The 26,769-nt window shown below is 43.5% G+C and carries 13 protein-coding genes; 1 reads left to right on the top strand and 12 read right to left on the bottom strand.

Annotated features, from left to right (window positions below; genetic code table 11):
* Positions 1-535: 535 nt before the first annotated feature.
* From proA to AC3RCL_RS05130, 12 genes are all read right to left on the bottom strand, one after another.
* Positions 536-6,346, bottom strand: coding sequence for an anti-phage protein ProA (gene proA / locus AC3RCL_RS05185; protein WP_492536263.1), 5,811 nt, complete (start codon positions 6,344-6,346; stop codon positions 536-538).
* Positions 6,347-6,831: 485 nt separating this feature from the next.
* Positions 6,832-7,098, bottom strand: a complete 267-nt coding sequence (locus AC3RCL_RS05180) for a hypothetical protein (protein ID WP_492534722.1) — start codon at positions 7,096-7,098, stop codon at positions 6,832-6,834.
* Complete coding sequence (gene brxL, locus AC3RCL_RS05175; protein ID WP_492534721.1) at positions 7,099-9,159, bottom strand: protease Lon-related BREX system protein BrxL; 2,061 nt, start codon at positions 9,157-9,159, stop codon at positions 7,099-7,101.
* A gap of 14 nt (positions 9,160-9,173) precedes the next feature.
* Positions 9,174-11,693, bottom strand: coding sequence for a BREX-1 system phosphatase PglZ type A (pglZ, locus tag AC3RCL_RS05170; RefSeq protein ID WP_492534720.1), 2,520 nt, complete (start codon positions 11,691-11,693; stop codon positions 9,174-9,176).
* A 203-nt stretch (positions 11,694-11,896) separates the two neighbouring features.
* Positions 11,897-13,288 (bottom strand): SIR2 family protein, encoded by a 1,392-nt coding sequence (locus tag AC3RCL_RS05165; RefSeq protein WP_492534719.1) that lies wholly within the window; start codon positions 13,286-13,288, stop codon positions 11,897-11,899.
* Positions 13,289-13,480: 192 nt separating this feature from the next.
* Complete coding sequence (pglX, locus tag AC3RCL_RS05160) at positions 13,481-17,089, bottom strand: BREX-1 system adenine-specific DNA-methyltransferase PglX (RefSeq protein WP_492534718.1); 3,609 nt, start codon at positions 17,087-17,089, stop codon at positions 13,481-13,483.
* 15 nt (positions 17,090-17,104) lie between these two features.
* Positions 17,105-20,725 (bottom strand): BREX system P-loop protein BrxC, encoded by a 3,621-nt coding sequence (gene brxC / locus AC3RCL_RS05155; RefSeq protein ID WP_492534717.1) that lies wholly within the window; start codon positions 20,723-20,725, stop codon positions 17,105-17,107.
* A 16-nt stretch (positions 20,726-20,741) separates the two neighbouring features.
* Positions 20,742-21,320, bottom strand: coding sequence for a DUF1788 domain-containing protein (locus AC3RCL_RS05150; protein ID WP_492534716.1), 579 nt, complete (start codon positions 21,318-21,320; stop codon positions 20,742-20,744).
* Positions 21,320-21,925, bottom strand: coding sequence for a DUF1819 family protein (locus AC3RCL_RS05145; RefSeq protein ID WP_492534715.1), 606 nt, complete (start codon positions 21,923-21,925; stop codon positions 21,320-21,322). Before AC3RCL_RS05145 ends, AC3RCL_RS05150 begins: the two co-directional genes overlap by 1 nt.
* Before the next feature lie 1,167 nt (positions 21,926-23,092).
* Positions 23,093-24,841 carry a DUF262 domain-containing protein gene (locus AC3RCL_RS05140; protein WP_492534714.1) on the bottom strand — a complete coding sequence of 583 codons (1,749 nt, stop codon included), beginning with the start codon at positions 24,839-24,841 and terminating at the stop codon, positions 23,093-23,095.
* A 21-nt stretch (positions 24,842-24,862) separates the two neighbouring features.
* Positions 24,863-25,123 (bottom strand): hypothetical protein, encoded by a 261-nt coding sequence (locus AC3RCL_RS05135; RefSeq protein ID WP_492534713.1) that lies wholly within the window; start codon positions 25,121-25,123, stop codon positions 24,863-24,865.
* Between the two features lie 67 nt (positions 25,124-25,190).
* Complete coding sequence (locus AC3RCL_RS05130) at positions 25,191-26,219, bottom strand: restriction endonuclease (RefSeq protein ID WP_492534712.1); 1,029 nt, start codon at positions 26,217-26,219, stop codon at positions 25,191-25,193.
* Between the two features lie 203 nt (positions 26,220-26,422).
* Here AC3RCL_RS05130 and AC3RCL_RS05125 point away from each other — a divergent pair, with 203 nt between their 5' ends.
* On the top strand, positions 26,423-26,764 hold the full coding sequence (locus tag AC3RCL_RS05125; RefSeq protein ID WP_492534711.1) for an exonuclease domain-containing protein: 342 nt from the start codon (positions 26,423-26,425) through the stop codon (positions 26,762-26,764).
* Positions 26,765-26,769: the final 5 nt, after the last annotated feature.

Raw genomic sequence — 26,769 nt, 5'->3', positions numbered from 1 at the left:
CGATTTCTTTTACAATTTCAAACTCCTCTTATCGTTTTCAGAAGCATCAATCCGACGATCCTCGTCAACATATACATTCATTCGGCAGAAATCGATGAATCCCTTCTATAGAACTATTGCAGATGTAATTTTATTATTTAATCACCATTACTAATGACCTACTACTAATCCGAATGACAACCAAATCTTTATTGGTTTATTCCTCTTTATGTGGATCGGAATCGCAGCTTTCATCAGATTTTTGCTCTTCTTCCCTATACTTCTCCTTCATTTCATCATAAAACTCTGTTACTTTATCACTCGTTAAACCTAACTTCTCAATGACTTGTTTAATCTCCTAATTCATTGCACGGTTTCTTGGTTTCATGAGATTCCTCCATCGCTAATTCCTCATTTATCCATAGTTTAAAGAATAGTGATGACATGGGAATGCCAGCAAACGTAAGTTCGGAACCTAAAATCGGCATAAAAAAAGACTGCTCATTGAGCAGCCATTGATTAGCCTTATGCTAACATAGAGAGTAACCTGGTTTAATTACTTCACAACCACCCGCCGGTTTTCATCTTCATAAGCGAAGCCAAGCTCAACAGCTCTTTGAATCCCCGATTTAATCGACTTCTCCAGAGCACTGCCGGATCTAGCGTATCCGAGCGCCTTAACCACTTGTTTCGTTAGCTCATCATAAGGAAGGCTAATTTGAGAAGACAGAATGGATTTCACGGCAACCGCTACTTCTTCCGGCGGTAAATCCTCGGCCATTCGCCGCTGAGCGTCATCTGTGGCTACCCTGTAAATGCCATACTCGTATGGTTTTATCCCCTCTGGCCAGAAGAAGGTCATTCCGTTCACTTCCGTATGTGCAGGTTGTATCTTCATCAACAACTCTGTAAACCTCTGATCCAATCGTGCTCCCAGTCTGGTAATGCCCCATGCCTGTAAAATACGTTTTGTAAGTAAACTTCTGCTGATAGGTCCCTCTTCTTGAATGACCTTTCGGATTTGACCCAAAATGAGCTCCGTCGATTCTAGGGAATGAAACCAATCCGACCCTAAAGAAACAGCATCCAGAACGCATACATGGTAAGGCTGCATCTCTTTCGGTTTCTGAGGCTGTGAAGGTTGAACATGATGATCCTTGCTTACCGGAGGATTCTGTGAGCGTTCAAATGTCACTTGTTCATGAGTCACTGCTACTTCTGCTTGGGATTGAACCCGTAACTTCTTGACCTCTTTTCCTCGCTTAACAGCTTCCACAATACGGCTCATTACGCCTTCTCTATTGTCCCACCAATCCGGACTCCACACCCTCAACAAATTCCAGCCAAGCTGCTTAAGCACTTCCTCCCGCAAAATATTTCGATCCCGGGCAGATTCTGCATTTTGATACATCGGTCCGTCAAGGAGAATACCTAATACATAATGATCGGACTCAGGGTCCAATACCGTTAAATCAATCCGATATCCCGATGCCCCGACATAGAGATCTGCTTGGTATCCGCGCTTTTTCAATTCAGCGGCCAGACTTCGGTGAACATGCGAAACCTGAAGCGCTTGAGATGAGGCCTCGCTTGCAGGCAGGATCCGTTTTCCTTTTTCCGCATACTCAAGGAACGCTTTTAAGCCTAGTACACCTTCGCTGCTGATCCTGCTAGCATTCAGGTGATGGGCGTGCAGTGTTGAGAATACCAGCATTTCGTACCTAGCTCTTGATACGGCAACATTTAACCGTCTCCAACCTCCCTGCCGGTTTAATGGGCCAAAATTCAGGCTTACCTTACCGTTTGCATCAGGCCCATATCCTACTGAGAACAAAATAACGTCCCGTTCATCCCCTTGAACATTCTCAAGGTTTTTGATGAATAGGGGTTCCGGCATTTGCATCATCAGCATTTCCACTTCCGGTTCATGCTTCAGTACTTCTTCAAGCATATCCTCAATCAAGGTTTGCTGAATGGAGCTAAACGTGACGACCCCTAAGCTCTGTTGACGCAAGACCGGATCCTTAATTCGGCGGATAATCTCAGCAACGACAGCCTCACCCTCGGCTCGATTCTGTTTCGTACGTCCCCGATCATAATATCCTTCAACAGGGCACCATTTCACACTTGAAACGGGTTCATCCGGAGATGGGAAGGTCATCAACTTATTTTCGTAGTAATGAGCGTTACTGAAAGCGATCAGGCTTTCATGCCGACTGCGATAATGCCAGGTCAGATGTCGCTCCGGCATTCCAAGCGCCAAACAATCATCCAATATGCTCTCCATGTCTTGCAACGCCGGTTCCTCTTCCTCCGTTTCCTGACGACTCTTCGAAAAGAAGCTCGTTGGCGGCAGCTGTTTCGGATCACCTACAATGACAGACTGCTGTCCCCTTGCCAGTGCCCCAACCGCTTGTGCCGTAGGCACCTGAGAGGCTTCGTCAAATATCACCATATCGAATGGGGACCGTTCAGGATCGAGGTACTGCGCTACAGAAATCGGACTCATCAACATGCAGGGCACTAATCGCGGCAGCAAATTCGGAATCTGTTCAAACAGCTTACGAATCGACATATTTCTCCCGCCGCTGCGAATCGCCCGCTGAAGAATACCGGCTTCCGAGCTTTGCGATGCTTCCTGCGTCATTTGAGGCACTCTCGAAGAAAGCCTGGCCACAATTTCTTGTTGGGTTAGTCTCGTATATTCCTCGTCGGCTTCTTTGAAGCGAAGTAGGGTCTCTTCAAATACATTGCCGGAGAATGACACGAATTGCTCATCACGCGCAATGATGTAATTCGCTATTTTTTTATAGAGTCCACGTTCAAAAGCGTCCTTCAACTGGTCATTAGATAGACGCCCTTCTTCGTATGGAATGACAAGAGGGAGAAGTCCTTGCTCCTCCGCTTGCGATCGCACTCTTCGCCACGTACACCAATCTCTCAATACATCTAGATGAGATATCCATCCATTTGCTTTTTCCAGGAGATCATCGTGCCAGTCCAAATCCTGAGACTGATGTGCCATGCGCTCAAAGTCAATCTGCAACAGATCGCGGAGCTCCTTTTCCTGATGCTTCACTTGTTCATGACTACGGAGTACAGACTGTATCGATTGGTTCAGCGCAGCATTCCCACGAAGATCAACCATAAATTCTGCAATCTGTGTTCTTGCGTGATGGGCATCGGTAGTATTTTCAAACCAAGCTGTTAATACTGCATGCAATCGATTCAGCCACTCGCAAGTCTCCATGATGTCGTCCCACTTGCCTTCGTCATCCCAGATCAGCGAGGAACCAAGGAATGGAGCGGATTCGTCCCTTGCTCGACTTAACTTCTGTTCCTCTTCCTGCAGAGAAATGATATCCATCAAGTGAGATCTGACATCCTGCTTGGCTATCCCTTGACCGGAAACCGTCATTTTCTTCAGCATATTTAAAATGCGATTCTGCCCGGCCCATTTCGGAAGGAACCAATTTAGCTCCAAGCTATCCCAAGTAGATAACATCATTTGGGCATCTAGACGCTGAGCTTCTGAAGTGAATAGTTTGGCAACCCGATCTTTAATCTGGTCTCGGCGTTTGCCCTGAAGTGCTGCGGCCTTTAGCCTTTCAACCGATTCTTCGAGATTGATCTCTTGCATGAGGGCAGGCTTAATATCCGGTACACGGCTAGCCAGCTCACACAACTGTGCGAGTATGGAGATTTTGTCTTGAGTCATCGGAAGAGCTCCAAGCTTGAAATGCTTCAGCGCTTCATTCATCGCTTTCTGACGTCCCTCAAGCTCAACGATGTAGCTCTTTATTAATACATCTGCGTTTGCCTTCAGCTCCTGTGTATAGGATGTAACCTTAGAGTCCGCCCAAGGGTGCGTGCCCGGATTGCCAAGAGCAGCCCCGGCTGCGATTAATTGAGCAACCGTGTCATTCCATGCAACCAAGGTATCCGGGTTCAGTCCTTCAATCGCTGCGTCATTGAACGTAACGACATCCGGTGCTTCACCCGCCCTCTCATACTCCGATATCGCTTCAAATAAAGATAAGCCAAAAGCATGTGTTCGATGAAGGGCTTTTACATAACCGTTTAACGTCTCTCTCAACCGGAACAAGCGATCTGCTTGTCTTTTCCACGACTCGCCAGACTGTATCCGCTGCACATCAATCGCATTGCTTAATTGGTCAAGGACTGCTCGCTTTGTGCTTTTGTTGGAGTGAAGTTCCAGGCAAAAAGGGCCCAAACCGATTTGTTCTAATCTTCGCTGAACAACGGACAGTGCTGCCATCTTCTCCGCTACGAACAGCACTTTCTTCCCATTGGCCAGAGCACTAGCAATCATATTCGTAATGGTCTGGGACTTCCCGGTTCCTGGAGGGCCGTGCAGCACAAAGCTTTGCCCCTTAAGCGCCGCGCGAATGGCCGATAATTGTGAAGAATCCGCACTGACCGGAATCAACGAATGAGCCGGATGCTCTTCATCGAGTGGCTCGGGCTTGGTTTCCACAGATTCCTGTAGCTGTAATTGCCCCTGAATAAGGCTTGCCACCACCTGATTATCGGCCAATTGATCAGCTCTCGTACGGATGTCATTCCACATTACAAATTGCCCGAAAGAAAACAATCCGAGATTAGCCGTTTCCTCGATGTCCCAACGGGATACTTGAATTAATGCATGTCGAATAACGTTAAAGATCTGTTTCAAGGCAATGCCTTTCTCATCCCTCGGAAGCGGATCCAGGCCATCAATGCCGATACCGAAATCCTGCCTTAACATCTCCAGCAGTGTAATATTAATCTGCGGTTCTTCATCCCTCGCCCGAATGACATATCCTTGTCGTGAAGATTTTCGTAAAATATCTACAGGAATCAGCACAATCGGCGCATATCGAGGAAGTTCGCTAACCGGTGATTCATACCATTTCAAGAGACCCAAAGCAAGAAAAAGCGTGTTAGCCCCATTCTCCTCCAATGAAGTTCGGGCAGACCGATAAATATGTACAATTCTTTTCTCTAGGTCCTGAGCATTCAAATCGGCTCTCAATCGTCTCCGGACGAATTCTTCCTGCAACAGTTTAACGAGTGGGTGATTGGCATTCACACTTTGATACAAGCTGGCGTTTCGCCCGTTATCCTCCCAGTCACTGGGCCTAGCCAACAGTTGAAATTCATCGCCGTCAGCCAGCGCATCTTCTAAATCTCCCAATTGGGCAGAAATGACCGGAATGCTCGATTTGGTTAAGCGAAAATTGAGCAGTGAATTACGAAGCGTCAAATCTAGCAGCTTACGCTCCCATTGCTTTTGCCGCGTTGTAGGCTGCAACGATTCAACTTCCAATGGTTTTTCCAGCACTTCCAGAAGTTCCGGAGCAGCACTTTCATGGATCTTCGTCTCACGAGTCTCCTCAATGACCCATCCATTTGTCGCCTTCGTACGCAGTGGTAACGGTCGTATGGCTGCTGCACGTGCTCTTCGAATATCGACCAAGCCATCGAATGAATCGGGATCTCTCAGATGCTCCTCGGCTAGCATAGCCGCTTGATCAAATGGAATATGATCCCCTTTGACCATAGCCGTAGACTCCACCACGCAGATTTCATTTATTCCCGCTGCGAGCCTTTTCGTTAATAACGATATATCATCTTGAACCGTCTCCGAGAACGTCTCCTCTACAAGCCAGACTCCGGCAAACGCATGCCCTTTCGTGAAAATGATCAGGGGATGTAGACCCACCGCCTCCATACAAGCAGCATAGAGCATGGAAAGATCCAGACAATTTCCCAGGCCATGCGTGAAGATGGTCTCAGGAAGACGAATACGCTGACCGATCAACTCAAAACTAGGAGGAGCTACACAGTAGGAAATCTCGCGATTCTGCAAAGCCGAGTAGATCGCAGCGGCCTGCATACGTACCCGGTTGGGATCCTTACTCTGATAAGCTGTAAACGATGGGCTTCCCGACCATTGCTCCAGAATGGTGCCCGCCTCCCGTACGATCTCGGCCACTTGATGATGATTCGGCGTGACGAAAGCAGCGGTCATCTCAGGCAATACGGCAAGCCCACTCCATTCATCAAAGGCAAGGACGGAAACTGAGCCGCGCTGCTTGAACAATTCGGTGTCATTCTGCCATACCGTCAATGTTAATGTACCTGATATGCGTTCCGACAAATCTCCCAAAAATGAGGTCGACATATGTAAATCAATCGTACCCATGTCCAAAGATTGCCCTGCCGGAAGCATGTCAAAATCCTTCTTCCATTCATGTGCAAATAGCGGCTCAGCTTCTAGCTTTACCGTGATTCCCTTGATATCTTCTCCCGTTGTATTCGTTAAGATGATGCTCTTCATAACAGGAACATGGTTCTGCTGCATAGCGTAGTTCACGGTTTCGCTGTACAACCATTCGCATGATATTCTGCTCTCCACTTCCACATCCTCCTATATTTCTTGTTTCTCAGTTCTATAGACCTACACCGATTGCCAATTAGTTCTATAATAACACTAAATAATGGGTGTAACCTCTATATTCGGCAAGGAAGCTAGAGAAAAATAAAAGATGATTCGTAAAAGACGAATCATCTAGGAGGATGTTAATTAAATGCCCCCCTTAATCCTGAGAGCATTCACTTGTTTAACTTTAACTGTAAAGAATCGGAACGTCAGAGCGGTTAAGCCTGAGCTGGAATCCTAGTTTCTCGGCGATAAAACGGTAAAAGTTCTAATCTGTAGCAGAGTTATCACTTCAGCTTTTATGTATAAGTGCCGGTAAGACTTTTCCAGCAGTAGACATTATCAGTAAAAATGTCGCAATATTCGGACGAATAAAGTATAATCTCTTCCCGTTTACCTCTTTAATTCTAAAGATCCCACTCCCTAATCACAAATCGCTCACATTGCGAAAACTCCGCCAACTTCCCAACGATCCCGGCTTTATGATACCTACATATCTCCCTAAGTTCCTCTGGTATCCCGTTTTCTATATAAATCTCCTGCAGACAATAGGCCGTGTCCTCTATTTCGAACCACAAATCAAAACATTTCTCGCGACTATCAGATTCAACAAAGGTAATAGTATAAGCTAAACCATGTTCAAGCTCGGTCAATATATGCTCCAACTTCTCCATTTACTCCACCCCTAAAGCCTTAAACACTGCATCCTCAGCTGTTTGGTAAAAAATAATATTAAAGCAGCCGATCAGCTCAGAGGGAACAGTTCCGAGATCAACAGCCGACGTAATAGGAACCAGTACTTTTTTAGCGCCGTTGTCAAGGCAGACCTGGAGCGTATTGGCGAGCTCCTCTACCTTGATGATCGTGCCGCCGATGCTTAAATCGCCGAGAATAACGGTACTGCTAAGTATCGGCTTGTTCAGAGCAACAGAACAGATAGCGACAACTGCAGGTAAAGTAAGATATTTGGTCATGCCAATGCCTTTCAGATCCTGAACATGCATCAGGTAATCTTTCGTTGTTGTACTCAATAATCCACTGATATTTCGTCCATTCGCTTTCAGATATCGGTAAGCAGTATCCACGGCTTCTCTTGCTTCCCGATCGGAACCGATCCCGGTCTTTTCAAATTTACCGGTTCCCGCCGTCATCTGTGTCTCCAGTTTGTACACGCCGATCATCCCGGACTTGCCGTGCGACACGGTATAGACATGTCCCGGTTTATTCATTCCTTCAGGAATCAGCTTGCCGCCTCCCTGCTCGGGAACGGAGACGTATTCTTCATTAAATGTTTCCTGATCGATATAGGAGAAGTTCACGTCATAGAACTCCATTCCACCGATCTTCTTCAACTGTTCCTTTACCCGACGGCGCATTTCCAGCGCAAATCGGAGTATCTCCTCCACATTTTCTTTCGTAAAACGTCCGTCGGGATGGACCAGTTTGATCAAACCGGAAACGGTCTTCCTTACGGCAATAACATCGCGTTGGTTCAAATTGTTGCCCAGTTTGAAGTACTTATCAAATGCATCGCCATAAGATATTTTACGCAGTTCCCGCATCATTTCCGCGAAATAGTCTGTAATAAAGCCATAGTCGTTCGTAAAAAACTCCGGTCGATATTTCGGGATTTCCCACCCTGGAATGTAGCAATGCATCCGGTCAAGGAATGCGGTGTCATTCGCCATGGCAGCCGGAAACGGATCAAATAAATGCGATGTTTTCAGGATCACGTCTACACTTTGATTAATATTGCCGACAAAAGTCATCGAGGCATAGGCATTCTTCTCTTCTTTGCCGCGGGCAAACGAACCGGACGCCATGTAATCCTTCATGATCTGAATTCCGTCCTGATCCTTGAATTTGATTCCCGCCACCTCATCAAAAGCGACACAATCCCATAACCCAACCAGACCCACCGTCTTGTTCCCCATATTGTAGAACAAATTCGCTACCGTCGTCTGCCCCCCGGAGACCAAGATGCTGTTCGGACTGATCTCCTTATAAATGTGGGACTTGCCCGTACTTCTTGGTCCCAGTTCACACAGGTTATAATTGTTCTCGATCATCGGAACGAGTCTGGCCAAATGCAGCCATTTCACCCGTTTCGTGAACTGGGACGGCTCCATGCCCGTACTTCTCAGGAGCACATCCATCCATTCTTCGTCCGTGAAATAGCTCCTAGCCGTCTTGACCTCTTCCAAATCCAGACTCGGCATTTGAATCGGATCGAGCTTACGGATGATGAACGGGCAGCGGTTCTTATCCGCTTCGTCATAGAAATACTCCATCTGAACGATGCACCAGATCCCACCTGCAAGTAGGCGCTCATACTGAGAAACATATTTCTCCCCGATCGGTACGTTTCCAAATCCGAGATTGGAGAATTCGGCTTCGTATACGTCATTCTTGTAATTCAATTTGACGGATACTTTATCGATCACTGTGTAGCTGCCTTTTTCCCGAAGTTTGGAAATGATCTTCTGTGCTTCATCCGGGCGAACATAATTCTCCGCCAAAATGCTCTTCACATTGCGAACACCGGCTTCAATCTCCTCCTCATCCATGGAGGAACAGTACATGCCGAGCAAGTATTCCAGTACATATACCGGAACGTTGGCGCCTTCTTTGATTTTCTTGGTTAAATCTTTACGGACAATTTTGCCGGCAAAGTAAGTGTTCAACTTGTCGATGAGCCCGGATTCACCTTCTAATCGGCCAGAAATTTCATTCATCTTGATCCCCTGCCTCACACATTAAATCCAAAATCATTGGCAAACGCAACATCCATCACTACGGGATGCCGAAGCACTTCCGCATTTTTATCATCAACCGCGATGAGATAATATGGCTTTGACTTGTCATAATGCTGATTTTTGAAATTAAAACGCAGACGGAACATCCGCTTATGCGGTTCGGTATCTTTGCTATCCGCAACATAAGTGTTCTCGTTCGATATTTTCTCATTTTCCTCGGATACAAAATAGAGTTTGTAGGTCATTCCTTTTACGACATCGCTGACCGGATCCGATTGAATAAAATCCAGCGTGGTAATCAAATTTGTAATCTTTTGCACCATGCTGACGAGCATAATCTGAACAGGGCGGGTTTCCTTATGCCCCTTCTCGGTCTTGACTTGAATCACCGGAACAATCATCTCCTGCGGCGAAGACCCGCCATGAACATAGTTCTGACCGCCGCCTGCGACTTTGAATACATGGGAACTGACCGGAACAGAAACAAACTTGGGGTCATCATGGCCTAGGACCTTCCCCAGCGGCACGGAAATGATCCCGTCTTCCTGAACGGCGTTCTCCGAAATCATGAACCTGCGGTTCACGAATGCCTCTTTGCCAGAAACACCCGTAATCTTATCGCTTTCTTGGAGTTTGTCCCGCTTATATATAAATCCGTGATCCGCGGTAACGATAAAATTCGTGGCGCTAACATCTTCGGTTAATCTTTTGATCAATCCAAATACCTCATCAATGGCTTCTTCACAAGCAAAAAACACTTCATTCTCCGTATTCAGCTTATCTCCTCGGGCATCGATCTGATTGTGATAAACGTAGATCACATCCATGCCTGCAAACAGCTGTCGTACGGCATCCCGTTTCATAGACTTGAGATCATTATACTGGACACAGCGGCTATTCGGGTTCACCTTCTGCAGAACAGCTTCCCTCTGCTTCGAATCGTCGCATGTTGCGCCATCCACCAATACACGGTAATCCTCGGTGATCTCAAGCGTTTTATGAGGAAGGAGCGACGCCATTCCCAGCCGGGTGTATGAGGGAAGTACACTCAACATGGCTGCCATCTCTGCCGTACATTTCTTATCATCCTGCAATTTACTCCACAGCGCCCGACCCGTTTCATAGCGCATCGCATCGGATATGATCACGACAACCCGATCTTTCACATCCCGGATATATTTAGCGTAAAACTGGCGCTGCAATGGAAGAACGGACATCAGTTCTCCTTGAGACCAACCTGCATTCCACTTGGGAAGAAGGGTGCCTAAGTACTCGTTGCTGTAGATGTTCTCCACCAAATCACGCAACGCTTCCAATTCTGCATTGTCTTCAATCCGATCATAACAAGCGTAGAAACAACGATAATAAGAATCCAACCGATGATCGTGTCGAAGATATTGATTCACGATTTCGTGGACATCATTTGAGCAATTGTAGTTCGCATGCCCAATCAGATGCCATGCCTGACTCAATAGTTCATAATGCAGTTTATAAATATCGCCGAAATGCATTTTCATTCGCTGCTCGCATAACTGAGGAATCGTCAAACTGCCCAGCTTGGCGCCTGAGTCTTCGGATAATAAACGTCCTGCAATCCAGCGGATAAGAAACCGATCAATGACCGCGAAAGTTTCACAATCAACCAGAACCTCCGGATCTAATGAAGCAAACTGCTCTTTCACCCGAAGGGTTTCGGCAACATGACCGGAAAGCTCACGATAACGTTCTCGATAAAGCACACTATTCATCAAATTGTCCAGGAAAGCAATGATGTTGCCGGACTTATACGAAACCAGGCTTACCAAAGCCTTAGGTAGCTCTCCTTCCAAATATCGATCCGTATACGTTATGAATAACGTACGGACCAGCTTTTCCAAGCTAGGATCCGAATCGGTGTAACCGAATTGTTGTTCACATAGCCGCCAAAAAGCGGGCAGAAGATCGTATTTATCGAACTCGGCCAAAAACTTGTTCTGCTCCAGATCATCATCCGTAAGCACAACCCGAACCACTTCTTCAAAAGAAGCGGTCCGGGTTTTACAACAGGCGCTCATTAAGGCGATCTCGATGACATCCTCTGTGAAATTTTCGATCTCGAGGTCATAGAAGCGGCGGGTGCGGTCTTTAGATCCGAAAAATTTGATATATTTCTGGATGACCGGCTTGTACTTCTCATCAATGCCCAGATCCACAGCGAGCAAGGAGGCACGATCCGCATAAAACTCTTTGGAATACTTGACCGTATCGGCCAAATGATTGTCCCTGACAGGCGGCTTCGGAAACGGAGCATAGATGAGGTAGTTGGTTGTCCGATCCAACCGCTCCAGAAAGTATTTCGTATAAAACTGGTTGTCTGGTTCCAAACGATACACTTTGGCATTTTGCAACTCAAGCGCATCAATATCCTCGGCAAACTCTCCTTGGTCATCGTACCAGAACACCAGTTTTCGGGTTTCTCCCGTAAATTCATTATTTAATTTATCCGCAATTTGCTTCAAATTCAGTTCAGCCATGGCTCTGCTCCGTTAAGTTAGTTGTTGTCTTTATAATACATTCGTGGTAAAATGATGATACTAATAAGGCTTCAAGAGGCTGATGGCAATCCACTCCGTGGGTTCGGCGTCAGTCTCTATTTATTTTCAATAAAGTCGTAAATCGTAAGCAACCTCCGCATCGAAGTCGACACACTTCTGATCCCATCAGCCTTAAATTTCTCCTACTTCTCTTTTAAATACGCTCCTACTTCCTGCTTGTCCAACTTCAGCGCATTATAAGCAATAAGATCGTATTCTTTATCCGGCTTCAGTTGTTGTTCCAAAATTTCCGTTAACGAATCTGCCTTGATCCGGTTGGATGGATTAATTGAATCCAAACAAATTTGCGGACCGGTAAATTTCGCTATTCTTTGGTTTATTTTCTCTATTTCAACGGAATGAAGATTGGTTTTATCCAGATCAATTCCCTCAATATATTTAATAAACGGAATCCGTGAGTTGCTGTTTTGACTCGCAATAAAGCGAAGCGCAATATCCGTATGAATGGAACGGCCGCCAAAGAAATAATCAAATAAATATGTGAGAAGGTCGGGCATTTGAAAGATATAGGTGGTATCTCCTAACGCAACAACCAGTTTTTCATCACCAATTCGTTTCTCGATATCTTCCAATTCTTCAGGTGATACCAAGAGAGTGTTTAGACTTCCTTTTTTGCCTCGATCAAGGATCAGCTGCTTAATAACATGTTGGTATTTCCGCACTTCCGAAGGATGGATCCCTTGATCAATCTCAGACAGAATTTCATACAGCAGTTTATAGTTATCGGTTCGAAGTACCGTGTACTCACAACCTAAATCCGTATCAAAAAAGGTCTGTTCGACAATTCCCGTCTGACCTTTCTCCCATTCCACAATGATAATTTTGGAAGCTAATCGTTTGAGTTCCTCTTTCGACAGCGACGAAGAAAAGTCCCGCAATATTTTCCGTACATTTCCGTCGGTTAATGAATAGCCAAAGAAAATAATTGGCGAATGCAGTAGCAACGAAATGATCTTGGCGCTGATGAGAATGGAATTTTTCGAAAACTGCTCATAATCCGCTTTAGAGATGACGATCGTTTTCGGATTTGTTGCACAACCATGGATTTTATAAATTTCGGCCCATCCATAGGTGGATTCAAAGAACCCCTTTTGGCCGATATATTTTTTCATACCAAGGGGATTAACCGAATTAACGGAATACTCAATAAAGGTATCATAGTTTGTTGTAATGACAATTTGTGTTTTATTCAAGAAGGTTTTAAAGGACGTATACTCCTCTTCCATCCCGCTCTTTACCTGGTAGGATGAAAATTGATGGGCAATGGCCATTTTAAATGGCGAGATATCAAATTTGTAGGCTTTCTCGGTATCAAACCCTGGAATTTCTATTTCCTGATGAAAGAACTTTTCGTTAAACCGATCTTCAATCTCCGATCCGGCTTGAATATTCGTCAGGAAATCCACATCATATTCCGTGTCCGAGATTGTTTCTGACATATGTCTTTTCAGTGTACTCAAGAATCCGTAGAAATCTTTGCCTGTGTTTAATCTGTCCCAGAATTGTTTGAGCAATTCCTCCCATCCTGGAAAGGATTGAAGATATCGCTTCGACATGCCGGAACCGATAAACACAATCGGATATTCATTATTTCTCTATAAAAGCTCTAATGCGACACTCATCGGAACACCTCCATTAACCGAACCTTGTTCTGAATACATTCGATAAAAGTTGGCGTCCTCCTGTCGGATTAGAGCTCCTTGTGACTAGATCTTTGCTAAAATTTCATACTTTTTGCCATCCCCTGCCGTTTGCACCTTTTCATAATTGACTTTGACCCCGTCATCCAGATCAATTTCTATTCGGGCAAGCGCCAGATGAGCAATTTTCTCATCGTATTCTTTCGTTTCCTTCAACTGCTTGGTCAGCTTTTCTTTCCGTTTCGTTGCCGCTGCCACCTCACGGGCATTCCCGCTGTTGTCGATTGTCTCCTGCATCCGGGCAATTTCACTGTCGTAAACCCGCTGCATTCGATGCAGATAGTCAATCCGCAGATTCCCGATCGTATCGGCATTATACCGATGCATGTATACGAGTGCTTTGAAGCCATCCGCTTTCCCGCTATCAAACAGCCAATAGATCGGCCGCTTCTGATAAATTTTGCAGTGATCCTTGAAGAAGTCCTTCAGGAAGTAGTTCCGAATCACCTCCCGGGATGTGTTGCCTTTGTTTCCAAGCGCTTTGGCAATAAAATCGAGATTTTCCTCCAGCGTCTCTTCTCCAAACGTCTTCTTGAGAAAGGCACAAAACAGACCTACAATATCATCCTCAAAATATTCCTCATCCGTAATAGGTATCACATTATCCTTATCCGGGATGAAGGTCTTGTATTTGCTACTATCCCACTCCCCGCCCGCGTACGCAAGTCCCACCACATCCAAGCTGTAACGGCCAAACATGCAACCGACAGCATAGGAGAGGAAGGAACGAACATCTCGACCGAGGTCGGCTTTGCGGATGGTGATGTCTTTGTCGTCGACTTCTGGGGTGAGTTCGTCCTGCAAGCCGTAAATTTCGATGAAGATACGGTTGAGTTCTTCTTCGTTTGATTTGAGTTGATTGAAATTATTCTCGGTAGTGCTTTTCCAAAAACTATAAGCTTCAGAAATCAAACTAAATGTTTGGTATAAGAAAGGATGCCGAAGAAAATTCCAAGAGTTTTCAAAGTTATCCCAATCATTAATAGATAAATTCGTACTTTTATTAACACTTTGTTCTACACTCTCATTATTAGTATGCAAATATGGTATTCTAGCAACATCACCAACGTTGTAAGTTAGTGTAGGGGCAACAATATTTAAAAAATAACTTGCAACCTTAGAATTCAAATAACCTAGTAATACCATATTTTCAGAATATATAAAGGGTCCGCGAGCATTTGGAATAAAGCCCGCAGGTTGATATCTAAAAGAAGCGCGTCCGGTAGAAACATCACTAAAGGAAAATCCCGGCTGTAAATATTTATCATAATTTCTTATATAGCGAGAATGGCTTGTTGTTGAAGGATCACGTGGATTATTCACTAGCCAATGTTTTAATTCTGATCCGTTATTTTCAAAGTTAAGAATATACTCGTTATTTCCAAACCATTTTCTATATCCGCCACCTTTTGTCATTGGAAACCATTTGTAATTATAACAACTTGATTCTAAATCTGAAAATTCTTTTCCAAAAAAACATATTCTAAAGTTGTTAACTTCCCACCAAAATCTTAAAAATCTTTCATTATCAGCAGTAGACAACCCGGCTTTCGGCGGAAAGTAGTCATCTAGTTTCTCTATATTTAGGAAAGCATCAATTACTGATGTGCTAACCCAATAAGCTATAGAGTTGCCTGGCGTATAAGAAAAGTTATCTTGCGTAGTAACGTACAAATTATGTTTTTCTAAAAATGCATTTTCCTTTTCATATTGGCTATTTAAATCAATGAGACGTACATATTTTCCCTGATATTTATTAATTTGATTTTCTCTAAATATAAAAGTAGTAGTCTGGACAACTTCACCACCAATCTCTTCAAAGGCTCTTGCACCTAAATGAACCATATTTACGATGTCGCGCTTCAATATCTTCACACGCAATTTCTCGTAACTCGACAAAAACATCCACGCATGTTGCGTAATCATTGCCTGGAAGCAGTTCTTCTTTGTCATCTGTCCACAACGTTCAATTAACACAGCGAACAAGTCACTCTTGCTATCCGGATAATTCTTCTTCACATAATCCGCCAGTTTTGGCCCCATACCACTGCTTCCCATGTACGGCGGATTAGTTACAACTACGTCGTACTTTTGTGCCATAGCGGCAGCAATCTGAATCAGTTGTCTCAACTTCACCTGAGTAAGATCTAAATCAACGGTATCAGCTGTCACTTGTCCATCCAAATAAGCCCGTTCTACAAACCCTTCCAGCAAGTCCCATTTCAGTTCGTCAATGATCAAAATGGACCCAAATTCTTTCGCATCGAGCATTGTATCGAGCAAGTATTCCATTTGATGCAAAGCCATGTTTCGATCGGATTCATCCATTCCCACACCGAAGTATTTCAACTGTTCCCGGTTGATCCCGTTGCTTTCCTGGATCGCATAGAAATGGCACTTCGTATCACCGTTCAGAATGCGGCGGTTGTATTGTCTGGCTTTCATCATAACGGAAAAATAAGCCAGCTGATATGCACGTTTGTCAATGTCAAGACCATACAGGTTATGTTCGAGAATGCTCTTGGCCGCGTCCCGCTGGCTGTAACCGTAGCTTTCATAAATTTGCATCAATACATCAAAAGCGTAGACCAAGATGTGTCCGCTCCCCATACAAGGGTCGATCACTTTGATGTCCTCCGGTTTGATCGTTTTATATTGCTCGCGAATCGCTTCCAGCTGTGCCTGCACCTCGGGCTCTTGCTCCGCTTCGTCTAAATAGTACTTCCATCCTGCCTGGAGCTCTTCATTGGGATGGCCCTCCAACCAGAGGCGGCCGAGACTGTTCTCGACCATATAACGGACGATCCAATCGGGGGTAAACAGCTGAGTCGCTGCAGGAATCCGCTCTTTTGTGATCTTGACGTTCTTTTTGAGCAGGGCAAAGGTTTCGTCTTTAAGTTCCGTGTTGTAATACTGATACAACCATCCGATGATTTCAACCTGACCTTCCTCTTTTACGTCAAAGTCACTCTCGGGGATATCATGCACCAGATGATAAACAACGCCTTCTTGATCCGTGAAAGACACGTTGAGCAGCAGCTCGGTATAGTCGCTCGTTTGCTCAAATAATTCAGGCAGGATGGCGTTCAAGGCATTACACTGCTTGATAAACAACATTTGAAACAGTTTGTCCAGTTCATTGTTGTTTTTCAGCTTGATAATCTGTTCCTTTTCATCCTGGCTAAACTCCAGGTCCGCATCAAATGGCGAAGTGACCAGATCCGGTTCGATTTTGCCGTTGCTGTCTGACGAGAGCACACGAACCCGTGACGGAAGATAATCGTTTACCTCCATAAAACGGACCGCAATCAGACGGTTGAACCAGGTATAGGCGACTTCTTCTATCACATTGTTATACGCGGACTTATAATCAGACCGCTCCATTCTCTCTTGAATGACTTCGGCCAATTTTCTGCGTTGTTCAATTTCAATGCCGCTAATCGAATACGGTTCTTTTGTGCTTATATCATAAAACTCGACATCGCGGGTAGACTGGGGCAACGGAGACTTTATCTCCTTGTCCGTAATCCCCAGCAATCCGGCTTTATAGGAAATATCCGCGATCAGCTTTTTGCGGGCCCAGATCGCAAAGTTCTTGATGGCTGTCTTGTTCATTACATGCTGCTCCTTTTAAAACTCAATATTTACAATCGTGTTCTCTTCCAACTCTTTTAAGATCCGCTGTTTTAATTCCGCCACGTACTTCTCGACATCCTGCGGTGATTCAATTTGCCAGGAGGCGGAGAGACTGACCGATTTAATGCTGATATTCTTTCTTTTCTTCAACTTTGGCTCCGGAGCAGGTTTTGGAATTGTTTGCCCTTCGGATTGGTCCACAACCAGTTTCGCTTGTTCTTCCTTAACTCGGTCAAGGGCGATCAATTCATCTTTACGAGCCAATTCATTAAGCAGCCTCACCTTCAAGGCATCCGCTTCGATCTTGATATTTTGCAAGGTCGCCACATTGTTGCAGGTTTCTGCTTTTTCGGAAATTTCCTTAAACAACATGAGGAAACGCGACATAAACTGCTCTTTGTATTCCTTCGTCTCCAACACTTCGAATACTCTCTCGCGCGCATCATCAATCGCCGCTTTCACGGGAACAACCATCTCTTCCAATAACCCGGCGTACAGCTCGGTAAAACGATCCAGCAATTCCGGAAGCTTTGGAATATCTCCGTATGGGGCTTCTTTTCTCAAAATGGCTTTTATATCAGATACCACTTGTTCTACTTGTTCATGAACAATGAACGTTTTACTTTGGTCATAAATGCTTATCAGGTTCAATGCCTTCTCATAAATTGCCTTTTGTTCACCGCCAAAGAACAATTTAACGGGTTCAAAGTCTTCCGCAAAATCGAGCAATTCTTCCCGTTCGGCATGGATTTTCTTATAAAACTCCAACTGGAATTCCATTTGCAAAATCGAACGCAGCAAGTTCTTACCTTGAGCAACCACGTTTCGGCCAGGAAAAGATTTCGCCTGGTACATAATTTCATACTTGTCCAGTTCATTCAGCAAATTGCGGCTGTACGTTTGGAAACCGCGCATTAGGGCATCGTCATCTTCATGGCTACCCGAAGTACCGAACAGCTCTTTCATCACTTCACGAACCGACTTCTTTAGACGCTCATCCGGCTTTTCCCGCTTTTCGGTCAGCAGCTTCTCAACATACTCCCGCTTCGTAATATAACGAACAATCTCCTCATCCGACTTATTAAACAAGGTCACGTTGGAACCGTTGACCGTAAAGGATATATCGCCATTCTTGAACAATTTAGCTACAAACCATTCGACATCATCTTCCACAAAGCCGTATGGAGCTCTCATAAAGCGATCCATCAAGCTTTTCATCGACGTCTTCATGTGCATCGAAGAATTGGTGGATATATAGCTAAGCATATCATTCAACGCATGCTGGTTGGGCTCCGTCCCATTTTCCAGAGACAGAGCCATCTGATCGGAACTTTTAAACAAAGCGCGAATGTTGGCTTCGCTCATGGCTGTATCAATATAGGATAGTTTATGGTAGACCGTATTCACAAGCCGTCCCAACGCTTCATTGATCCGGGATGAGACCTCCTTAGAACCAATCTGTGACTTATCCCCATTGACATAAATATCCGCCTGCTTCAGAGACTCCGTCAGGAACAGCTTGGCATTATCGTTCCGTTCCCGCATTTCAATCCGCTTGGCTTCCTTGATTTGGTCAAATTTAGGCAAGGCGCTGGTCGTATTCAGCCGCAAATATTTCTCAATTTGCAGGGCACGACGAGTTTCATCCAGGAAAGCGGAATCGTTTGGCAACACGACAAGAACTTCTTTTTGTTGACCGGACATGATGCGAAGTGTCGTTTCATCATCGCCGAAATCAGAGTTTGGCGTAAGAATCCGAACTCCGATATCATGGTTCTGATTCGCTTTATACGGCCGGTCATCAATCACTTGATTGAAGGCAAAGTTGTACCTGCCGTTAAAGGCGGGATAGCGGTATTTATTTTCCTTGAAAATATCTTCAAACACCAGTTCAGAGACCTTGCCGATGACTTCCGACATTTCCACATTCAAATGGTCAATTTCCTTATTGATTTCCTGCTCTTCATCCGTCAGAAATACGTAAATTTCGCCGTTCTTCTGAATGAGAGTCTGGCTGGACAAAACTTTCAACGCTTCCTCTACTTGCGCCTTTAACACGATTCTGTCCGTATCGATATCGGAAATCATCAAGCTGGTGATGTTATCGATGTTAGCTGTAATTTCCTTGACATATTTAATCATAAACAGGGTCTTCAATACATTGACCGCAAAACACTCTTCAACCTTGTCCGGATTAATGATTTCATTATCCATTGCCTTGCTGATGACACCTTTATGACTATGATCAAGGAATTGATGCAGGGCATCATAGAACAGGTTAAACGGGACAAGCGTCCCTTCCGCCCGTTCCATCAATCTCATTGCGGACTCCTTAAACAAGGCGATCATCGAGCGCTCGCCCTCAGCAAGGTGTTTCCCCGAAGCACCATGCGTCCGAATCGAAGTGAGCACGCTCCCTAGCAGGTTAAACTGATAGGGAATAAACGGGTAAACGGTCGAAAAATCCTCTTTATCGGTATAAAGTTTTTTCTCAACCCCATCATTGAACACAATCAAATTTTTGATAATTGTTGCTTTTTGTTCGTAGAGCAATTTTAGGGTTTGATCAGCAGTCGTGTTTTTCTCCAATATTCTCTTCTTGATCACTTCATCGACATTCGCGGACGACAAGGACAGACGGGTATCAAACCGGCCCTGGATTTTGGAGAAGTCATTGCCTTTCGTCTTCGTTATCGAGTCGATATCCTGCTGGCTGGTGACGACGATCCAGACTTTCCCTTTGCAAGCTGTCCCCAAATCTTCTGTAACAGTTTGCAAATTCAGCATCAATTTGGAATCATCGCCAATGTATTGCCCGATTTCGTCGACTAGAAAAACAATATGATGATTGTTGCCCCGGCGCTCGATGTATTCCTTTACGAGACGAGCAAAATCATCAATGCTGATATTGTAAGGTTCGATCGCTCTCTCACACCAGTTACGCGCCGCTGCTCCGCTCATAAAGTTCATCTGGACCAACACATCGACAATGCTATCCTGAATGAAGTCAAACTTGTGGCGGGAGGTTTCCCACGGCTTGCCATAGTCCGTTTCAAACAAACGCTTGAATTCATCGTAACGTCCAACTTCAACTAATTGTCGCTCCAGATCTGCCAGAATCGGAATTGATCCGCAAAATCCCTGCATTTCATTAAATACCTTCAAAAAGACGGAGACAATCGCATCCTTGGACTGCTTTCCCGACATTTCGCTCTTGGAGTCAATATTGAATAGGACAACATCCGTCGTAACGCCGGTAGCGAGTTTCATGTCTGCCAGGACCATCGGATCCGTGATTTTACGGTCATCAATAAAATAATCCAGCGCTTTCTTACCTTCGACCTCACGATTTTCAAGCAAATAGGAAAGAATTTTCAGGAAGTGAGATTTACCGCTCCCGAAGAAACCGGAGATCCAGACCCCCATTTTGTCCGTGTAACCGTTGATCCCTTTTTTGTAACTGGCAAAAAAATCAGCAAAATGCTTCTGTAATTCCCTCGTAACGACGTATTCATCCAGCTCCTGCTGGACGTTGGCCTCATCGCCTTGTCCAACTTTGATAACCCCTTTAATATCTCTGTCGATTTCCCTGATAAACATGTCCTGTATCTTCATTGTGTAACTCTCCCTGTTATTCCACGAGCCTGAATGCCCGATAATAATTGTCGTCCTTGATTTCCGAGAAAAGTACGAGTTCCTGCCCATCATAGGTTCCCGGGAAAAACATGACCACCGGCACGTGATCCACGGACTGGTGCAGGTTATTCAGAACTTTGTGGGAACGGAGTAGTGGATAGCATTTGCCGACCCCTGTTAGGAAAACAACCGCGTTCTGCGGGGTTCGTTCCCGGATATGCTGAACAATCATGCTCGCATCATCGCTGATTTGAAGCAATCGCCCAACGGACTCCACGATCCGCTCCATCCCTTTCTTTTTCTCGAACCGAAAGCAATCTTCCATGAAATCTTCCTGCTCCAACGTGTCGATAATGATGTCATACAAATCAAACACCAACAATTCAAAGTCATGGTAAGACTTTGAATATTTCGCCTCCATATACCGGGTCCATTCTCTAATTACCATTTCCTGCTCTGCTGGATAATCAAATACGTAGTAGCCAACTTCATTTCCTAGGCCTTTATTTTGGCGAAAGCTCGGTTGTTTAATAATCTCTTCTGCTTTTTCCAGCCGTTCCTGAAGACTTGCCATTATCTCACTCCTGTCAATGCGTGTATCATCAGGTCCATGCCATGATTCCGCAGCCATGCTTCGAATTCGGGATCCAGGATGGGTTTGAGTATTTCTCTGCTCCCGGGAGCTCGATCCGTCAAACCGGCTTCCATCAGCATCGTCTTGTAGCACCTTCCAAGACGTTTCAACGTATATTCCGTCCAAGTAGCCACTTTGTCGCTTTGGAGTTGTTTCTCCTTAAAGAAAATCCGAATATCGCTGTCTGCCAGTTCGTGGCTTCCGACAATCATCTTCTCCCGAAGGACTTCATAAACAAATTCAAAAAACAATCGATCTGTCCGCATAATAGCTACCAAGGCAATCAGTTTCTGGGTTGACACATCACTCTGCTCGAACAAAGGATAAATGGAAGGGTCTAAACTGGCTGCCCGTGTGGCTATGGTATTCATAATTTGCGCAGCTCTTTCCTGAGTTGGAGCCGCAAAAATATTCTGTTCCTTATTCAATGCCTTAATATCCGTTAATGTCATTCCTTGATCCAACAGGTGAACCACCTTGCGAAATTCGGAAAACCAGAACGATTGTTTTACAGTTCCTGCGCTGTATTCGGCTATTCGCTTCATTGTTTATTTCACCCGTAGCTTTCATTGGTTTTCAGGGAGAATTCCCTAGGTTCTCATAGTAATAAGATACCACATTTACGCTCCTTTCTTATAATTCGTTAAGGGCACTTTATTTACCATTATGTCTTCCCAAAGTGACAGTATATGGTCAGCGAATGTATGTTCTAATTAATCAGCTCCATATCAAATTGATGCGAAGCTTTTTCGACAGAAGCATAAATTTATATAAAGTCTCCTAATCTATGAAGGTTAATCTCTTCATTCCAATGAATGCACTCGTAACTAAGCGAACGAAATCGCATTGGTTATTTATCTTATTGATTTTTTATTAATCCTAACTGGTACTCGGTTTAACACATGATCCGCAAATCAGTCTTTTTGTAGTCTCATATTTAGCCCTAGCCCTACCCCATTCTTGTCTCCAGTGTGTGCAACGGATAGGTACCAATGTAAATATTTCATCAGGTCCGCATTTGAAATACTCGGCGATCTTCATTGCTAGTGGAAGAGATGGTTGGTTGATATGCATTTTAACTTTATCAATAGCATCTGGCCCTACACCGCAGTGTCTAGCGATGTCTTCTGTAATCTTTCCTATCCGTAGTGTATCCCCACGTTTAAGCGGGATGTAATCCTTTGAACTCTAAGGATTCTTTCACTCAGATTATTTATAGTAGTATAGGTCAACATCGTCTTTGGCACAAAGCTCACTCCTTAAGGATCTAGTCATAAGCCAGAATTCTTTTCATGAATATATTGGTTAAACGACCTCACAAACTACCAAGGTAACTTCGCATTGAGTTCAAACAGCATTTTTAGTGCTGCCGCTCACCGGGTTCCACTCAAATGGAATATATAAACGTCATTGCTCTACGAGTGCTGGTCATACATTCTTGTCCATGCCTAGATTTCTGGCGTTTAATTAGGAATATAGATCACCTAGATTCCTCTTTTAATTAAACCGTTTACAGTCACAATTTTAGTTCAGCATACTTAACCTACCTGAGTTACTGCAAAATAATAGGCCGTAGACTTTTTAGCAGCTACGGCCCTACCACAATAAGCAAAACTACTCGGCGTGATAAATTACTCTACATCATTCAACATTTGTAAGTATTTACTGGCTTCCTACATAAATAGTCTTGTTTTTTTCCTTTTCTTCATTGTCTACACACATAAAATAGAATTCAATTGATTAAATAGTAATTGTTTGCGTTGCTCAATAAATTCATCAAAGTTTGTTATGTTCAGATCGATGTTCGGAATATAATGTTTATCCATATAATCTTTAAGCTTTGATTGATCAGAATATGTCTTTAAGATCCATTCATCAAATTTCATATTCGATTTCTCTTGATTTGGTATTCCCTCGATTAATTGTAAATTAACAATGACATTGCAATCGTTAATGAAGGCATCCTGCTTATCCTCTGAAACCCCGAGTTTGGACAGATTTTTCTTTGTGAACAGACTTTTAGCGAATATATGATCCAAGTGGAACTTATTTCTAAAATCTAAAGTCGGATAAAGCAACGCTAACACTGAGAATGTATGTTTTTGACCATATTGATAAGTCAGCAAATTGCTTATTTCATCTTCAGTAAATGTGAAGGACTTTGTACTGCCTTTAAATTCTTCTATGATAGTACCCAACGGGAAATTGTCGTGATTATTCCCTATTATTTTCCTTAGCGGTCTGAGCACGTTGTCTGGCTGGCCACTGAACACCCTTTTCAGTAATGCGAGAATCAGCCATTTATGCACCAGATTTCTGTCGTCCTTGTATATGGAGGATTGAACATAGTTGGCGGGCAAACCTTTTTTTAACAAGTAATAAGCAATTGGAATGATAGCATTATTTGATGTTAACGTTTCTTGATTAAACCCAAAGTTTGAGACTAGACTTACCGCTAATCTAATGGCTTTTTTCACATCATCCCAATTCATTTCGATTTTCTGCATCGTCTCTGTACCGAAATTGTCAACTTTAAAAGCAATATCATTTAATTCGCAAAGAACTAAACAAGATTTCAATACAAAATCCTTATTGAAATTAAAGCTGTCACCAATTTGGTTTATCTCATCAACAAATTCCGTAATTTCCTTTCTAGCATCTTTGTCCTTCCATTGAGCAGTGGCAATGGATAGTAATAAGTCGGAATAACTTAATGCAGTGCCTCCACTATTTACTCGGATAAAGATATTTAAAACCTTATATAACTTTTGTTCCTTCTCCAAATAGTGATTTATACTTGGGGTTTCATTAATTGCTTTATATAACTTAAAGAGCGTTTGGTTTGCAAATAAGGCTTTATCTTTTTCAACCGAATTCAGCCCTTTTTCAATTAAATATTGATTCAACTCAAAATGGTCATTGAAATCAAGAATGTCGGAAACCCTAAACCAATATGCGTTATCTTTCGTATGATCGTATTCAACATCTTCTTCAGTTAAAAACCGAAAATCATAAATTGTATCGAACTCTTTAGAAGGTGCCAGTAAATTAACATACAGCTTTTGCCTTGGGTAAGCTAATGGATTACTGCTTCTCATTCGTGGCAATTTATAAGCATAGGAGCCTTTTAATCCGATATACATTGATGTCAAGCGCTGTTGACCATCTAAAATGGCAATGATATCTTCTTCTCCGCTTATATCTGCAATTGGATTATGACGATTATCCTTTTCATGGTATTCCCTAATAAATTCGTAAAATTGGAAGTCCTTACTTTTCTCTTTATTTACGTACCAAAATAAAAACGAACCGACAGGGTATCCCTGCATCAAAGAATCAAATAGTCTCTCAATTTGATCCGTATTCCAAACAAACTCGCGCTGAATTGCTGGCAATATATATTTTTTGCGATGGATATTTTCAATTACTTCTTTAATGGTTAGTGGCGTCTGGAACGACATTATTTCTCCTCCTATCTTGTCTTACCAATCATTTTTGCGAATTCTGCTGTCCATCAGTATTGCATATAAGTACGATGGTGCTTGTAAATGTTGCAATGGAACCGTATTCTCAAGCGGTACGTGTTTTAACGCTTCAACAAAGATGTTTTTTGATATCGATCTTCTAGTTCGGCTTAAAGTGATACTATTTCCTTTAACTTCGTATATAAATTCTCCACCTTTTATTTGCTTAAATACTTGCCCTTCATTTTCTTTAATTCTTTCCCACAATATTTCTATCACTTATGTCACCTCCAAACGATACAATAATTCAGCTAAGTAAGTTCTAGATCAAATTGAGCAGGTGAAATTATTCCGTCCCCGCCAGAATCCAAGCTCTCTTTAAAGGAATCTCAGCTTTAATATCCGCTTCCAGAGCATCATAATTGTCTAACAGTTCATTAATAATTGCTCTCTGATCCCATAGCCTTACATTAAAAAACTGTGATGCTATTTCTTTGTCCACTGTACTTTTAAAGCCACTCCAAGAAACCAAAAGCCCATGGCTCGCCTTAAAATTGTGCATCGTGCCTATAAGTTGATCTAAGGTCGGTCTATCGACTGGAGTATCCGATGTTTTAACCTGAACACATATTTTAGGTTCACCAAATCCTAAACTTCCAGGCGCAGCTAAAATATCCACGCCTTTATCCGGGCCTTCTGGACTCATATATGTTGTAAAGCCTTTAGCTTTAAGAATAGCTTCTACGATTCTGGTCATTCCATGACCCTTGAATTTCTGAATTATGTATTTCGCTATGGCGTCATTTGCGTACTCTTCTAAATCAAACAAGTTCTCTTCATCGTCTCGATCCGACTGAGTCGGATCAATATGAGCGTTACCATTAGGCGTTAACCAATGGTTTGCAGCCATCGCCTTTATGCGTCTTTCCGCGTCGTTTCTAGATATTCTACATACAGTCATGAAGGCCCCAAATGAATAAAGCAAATCTTGATCAAAATTGATTCTCGGAATATCGGTTGCAAACCATTCAACTTCCCTTGAATGATAGTAAGGATTGCCACGTCCTTTATCAAATTCATAGTCCCCGGTTATTCTACCGATATGAATCGCAGATTTGAGCTTGCTCGGAAGGATGATCCAATCACCTTTACTCATCTCATGTGCAATGGGCCAAACTTGTCCAGCCCAATTTCTCGCTCTTCCAAGTTTTTCAGCTTCGTAATCATTCATAAAATAACTGACAAGCTGGGATCTTTCCGTAAAACTCTTTAGGTCGATGTTCAACTGATCCCATGTCAAATACACCTTCTGATCGTTTAAGAACTTGCTTTCATATTCTCCTGACCGTCCCGCACGGAATAGCCATAATGCCATATGTATAATCCCCCCAGACCTCGCTAACTTTCCTCAATTACTGCTAGATGATAACCCAACCTTCTGTACCCTCTCTGTCATTAACATATGTTCCTATTAAATTTATTTTGCTTTTTTCCTATCCCCGAACACCCATTCCCAGACAACCCCAGCCACTCCCCCCTGCTAAACTAATAACAACCAATGTAGAGAGGAGCATTCCAATGCCAACTTATATCATCTTCGATCTTGAATTCATGGTGGTTCGTAAACATCAGCATCTTGCCGACATTATCGAAATCGGTGCGATTAAAATGACCGGGCAAGAAGGACCTCTGGTCATGACTGACGTGTTTCATTCCTATGTAAAGCCTTCGAGACAGTATAAATTAACACCGGAAACGACGCCATTTACGGGGATTACGCAGGATCAAGTCGATCAAGCACCGTCTTTTCCCGAAGCGCTAAAGGCTTTTCAAGAGTGGATCGGCGAGGCGCCCTATTATTTATGCGCATGGGGAATGGACGATAAATATCAGTTCATCCAGCATTGCCGGTATCATTAGATCTC

The sequence above is a fragment of the Paenibacillus sp. MT86 genome (assembly GCF_058792535.1).
Note: the sequence above shows the minus strand (reverse complement) of the source record. Positions and strands in the feature narration are given on the sequence as shown.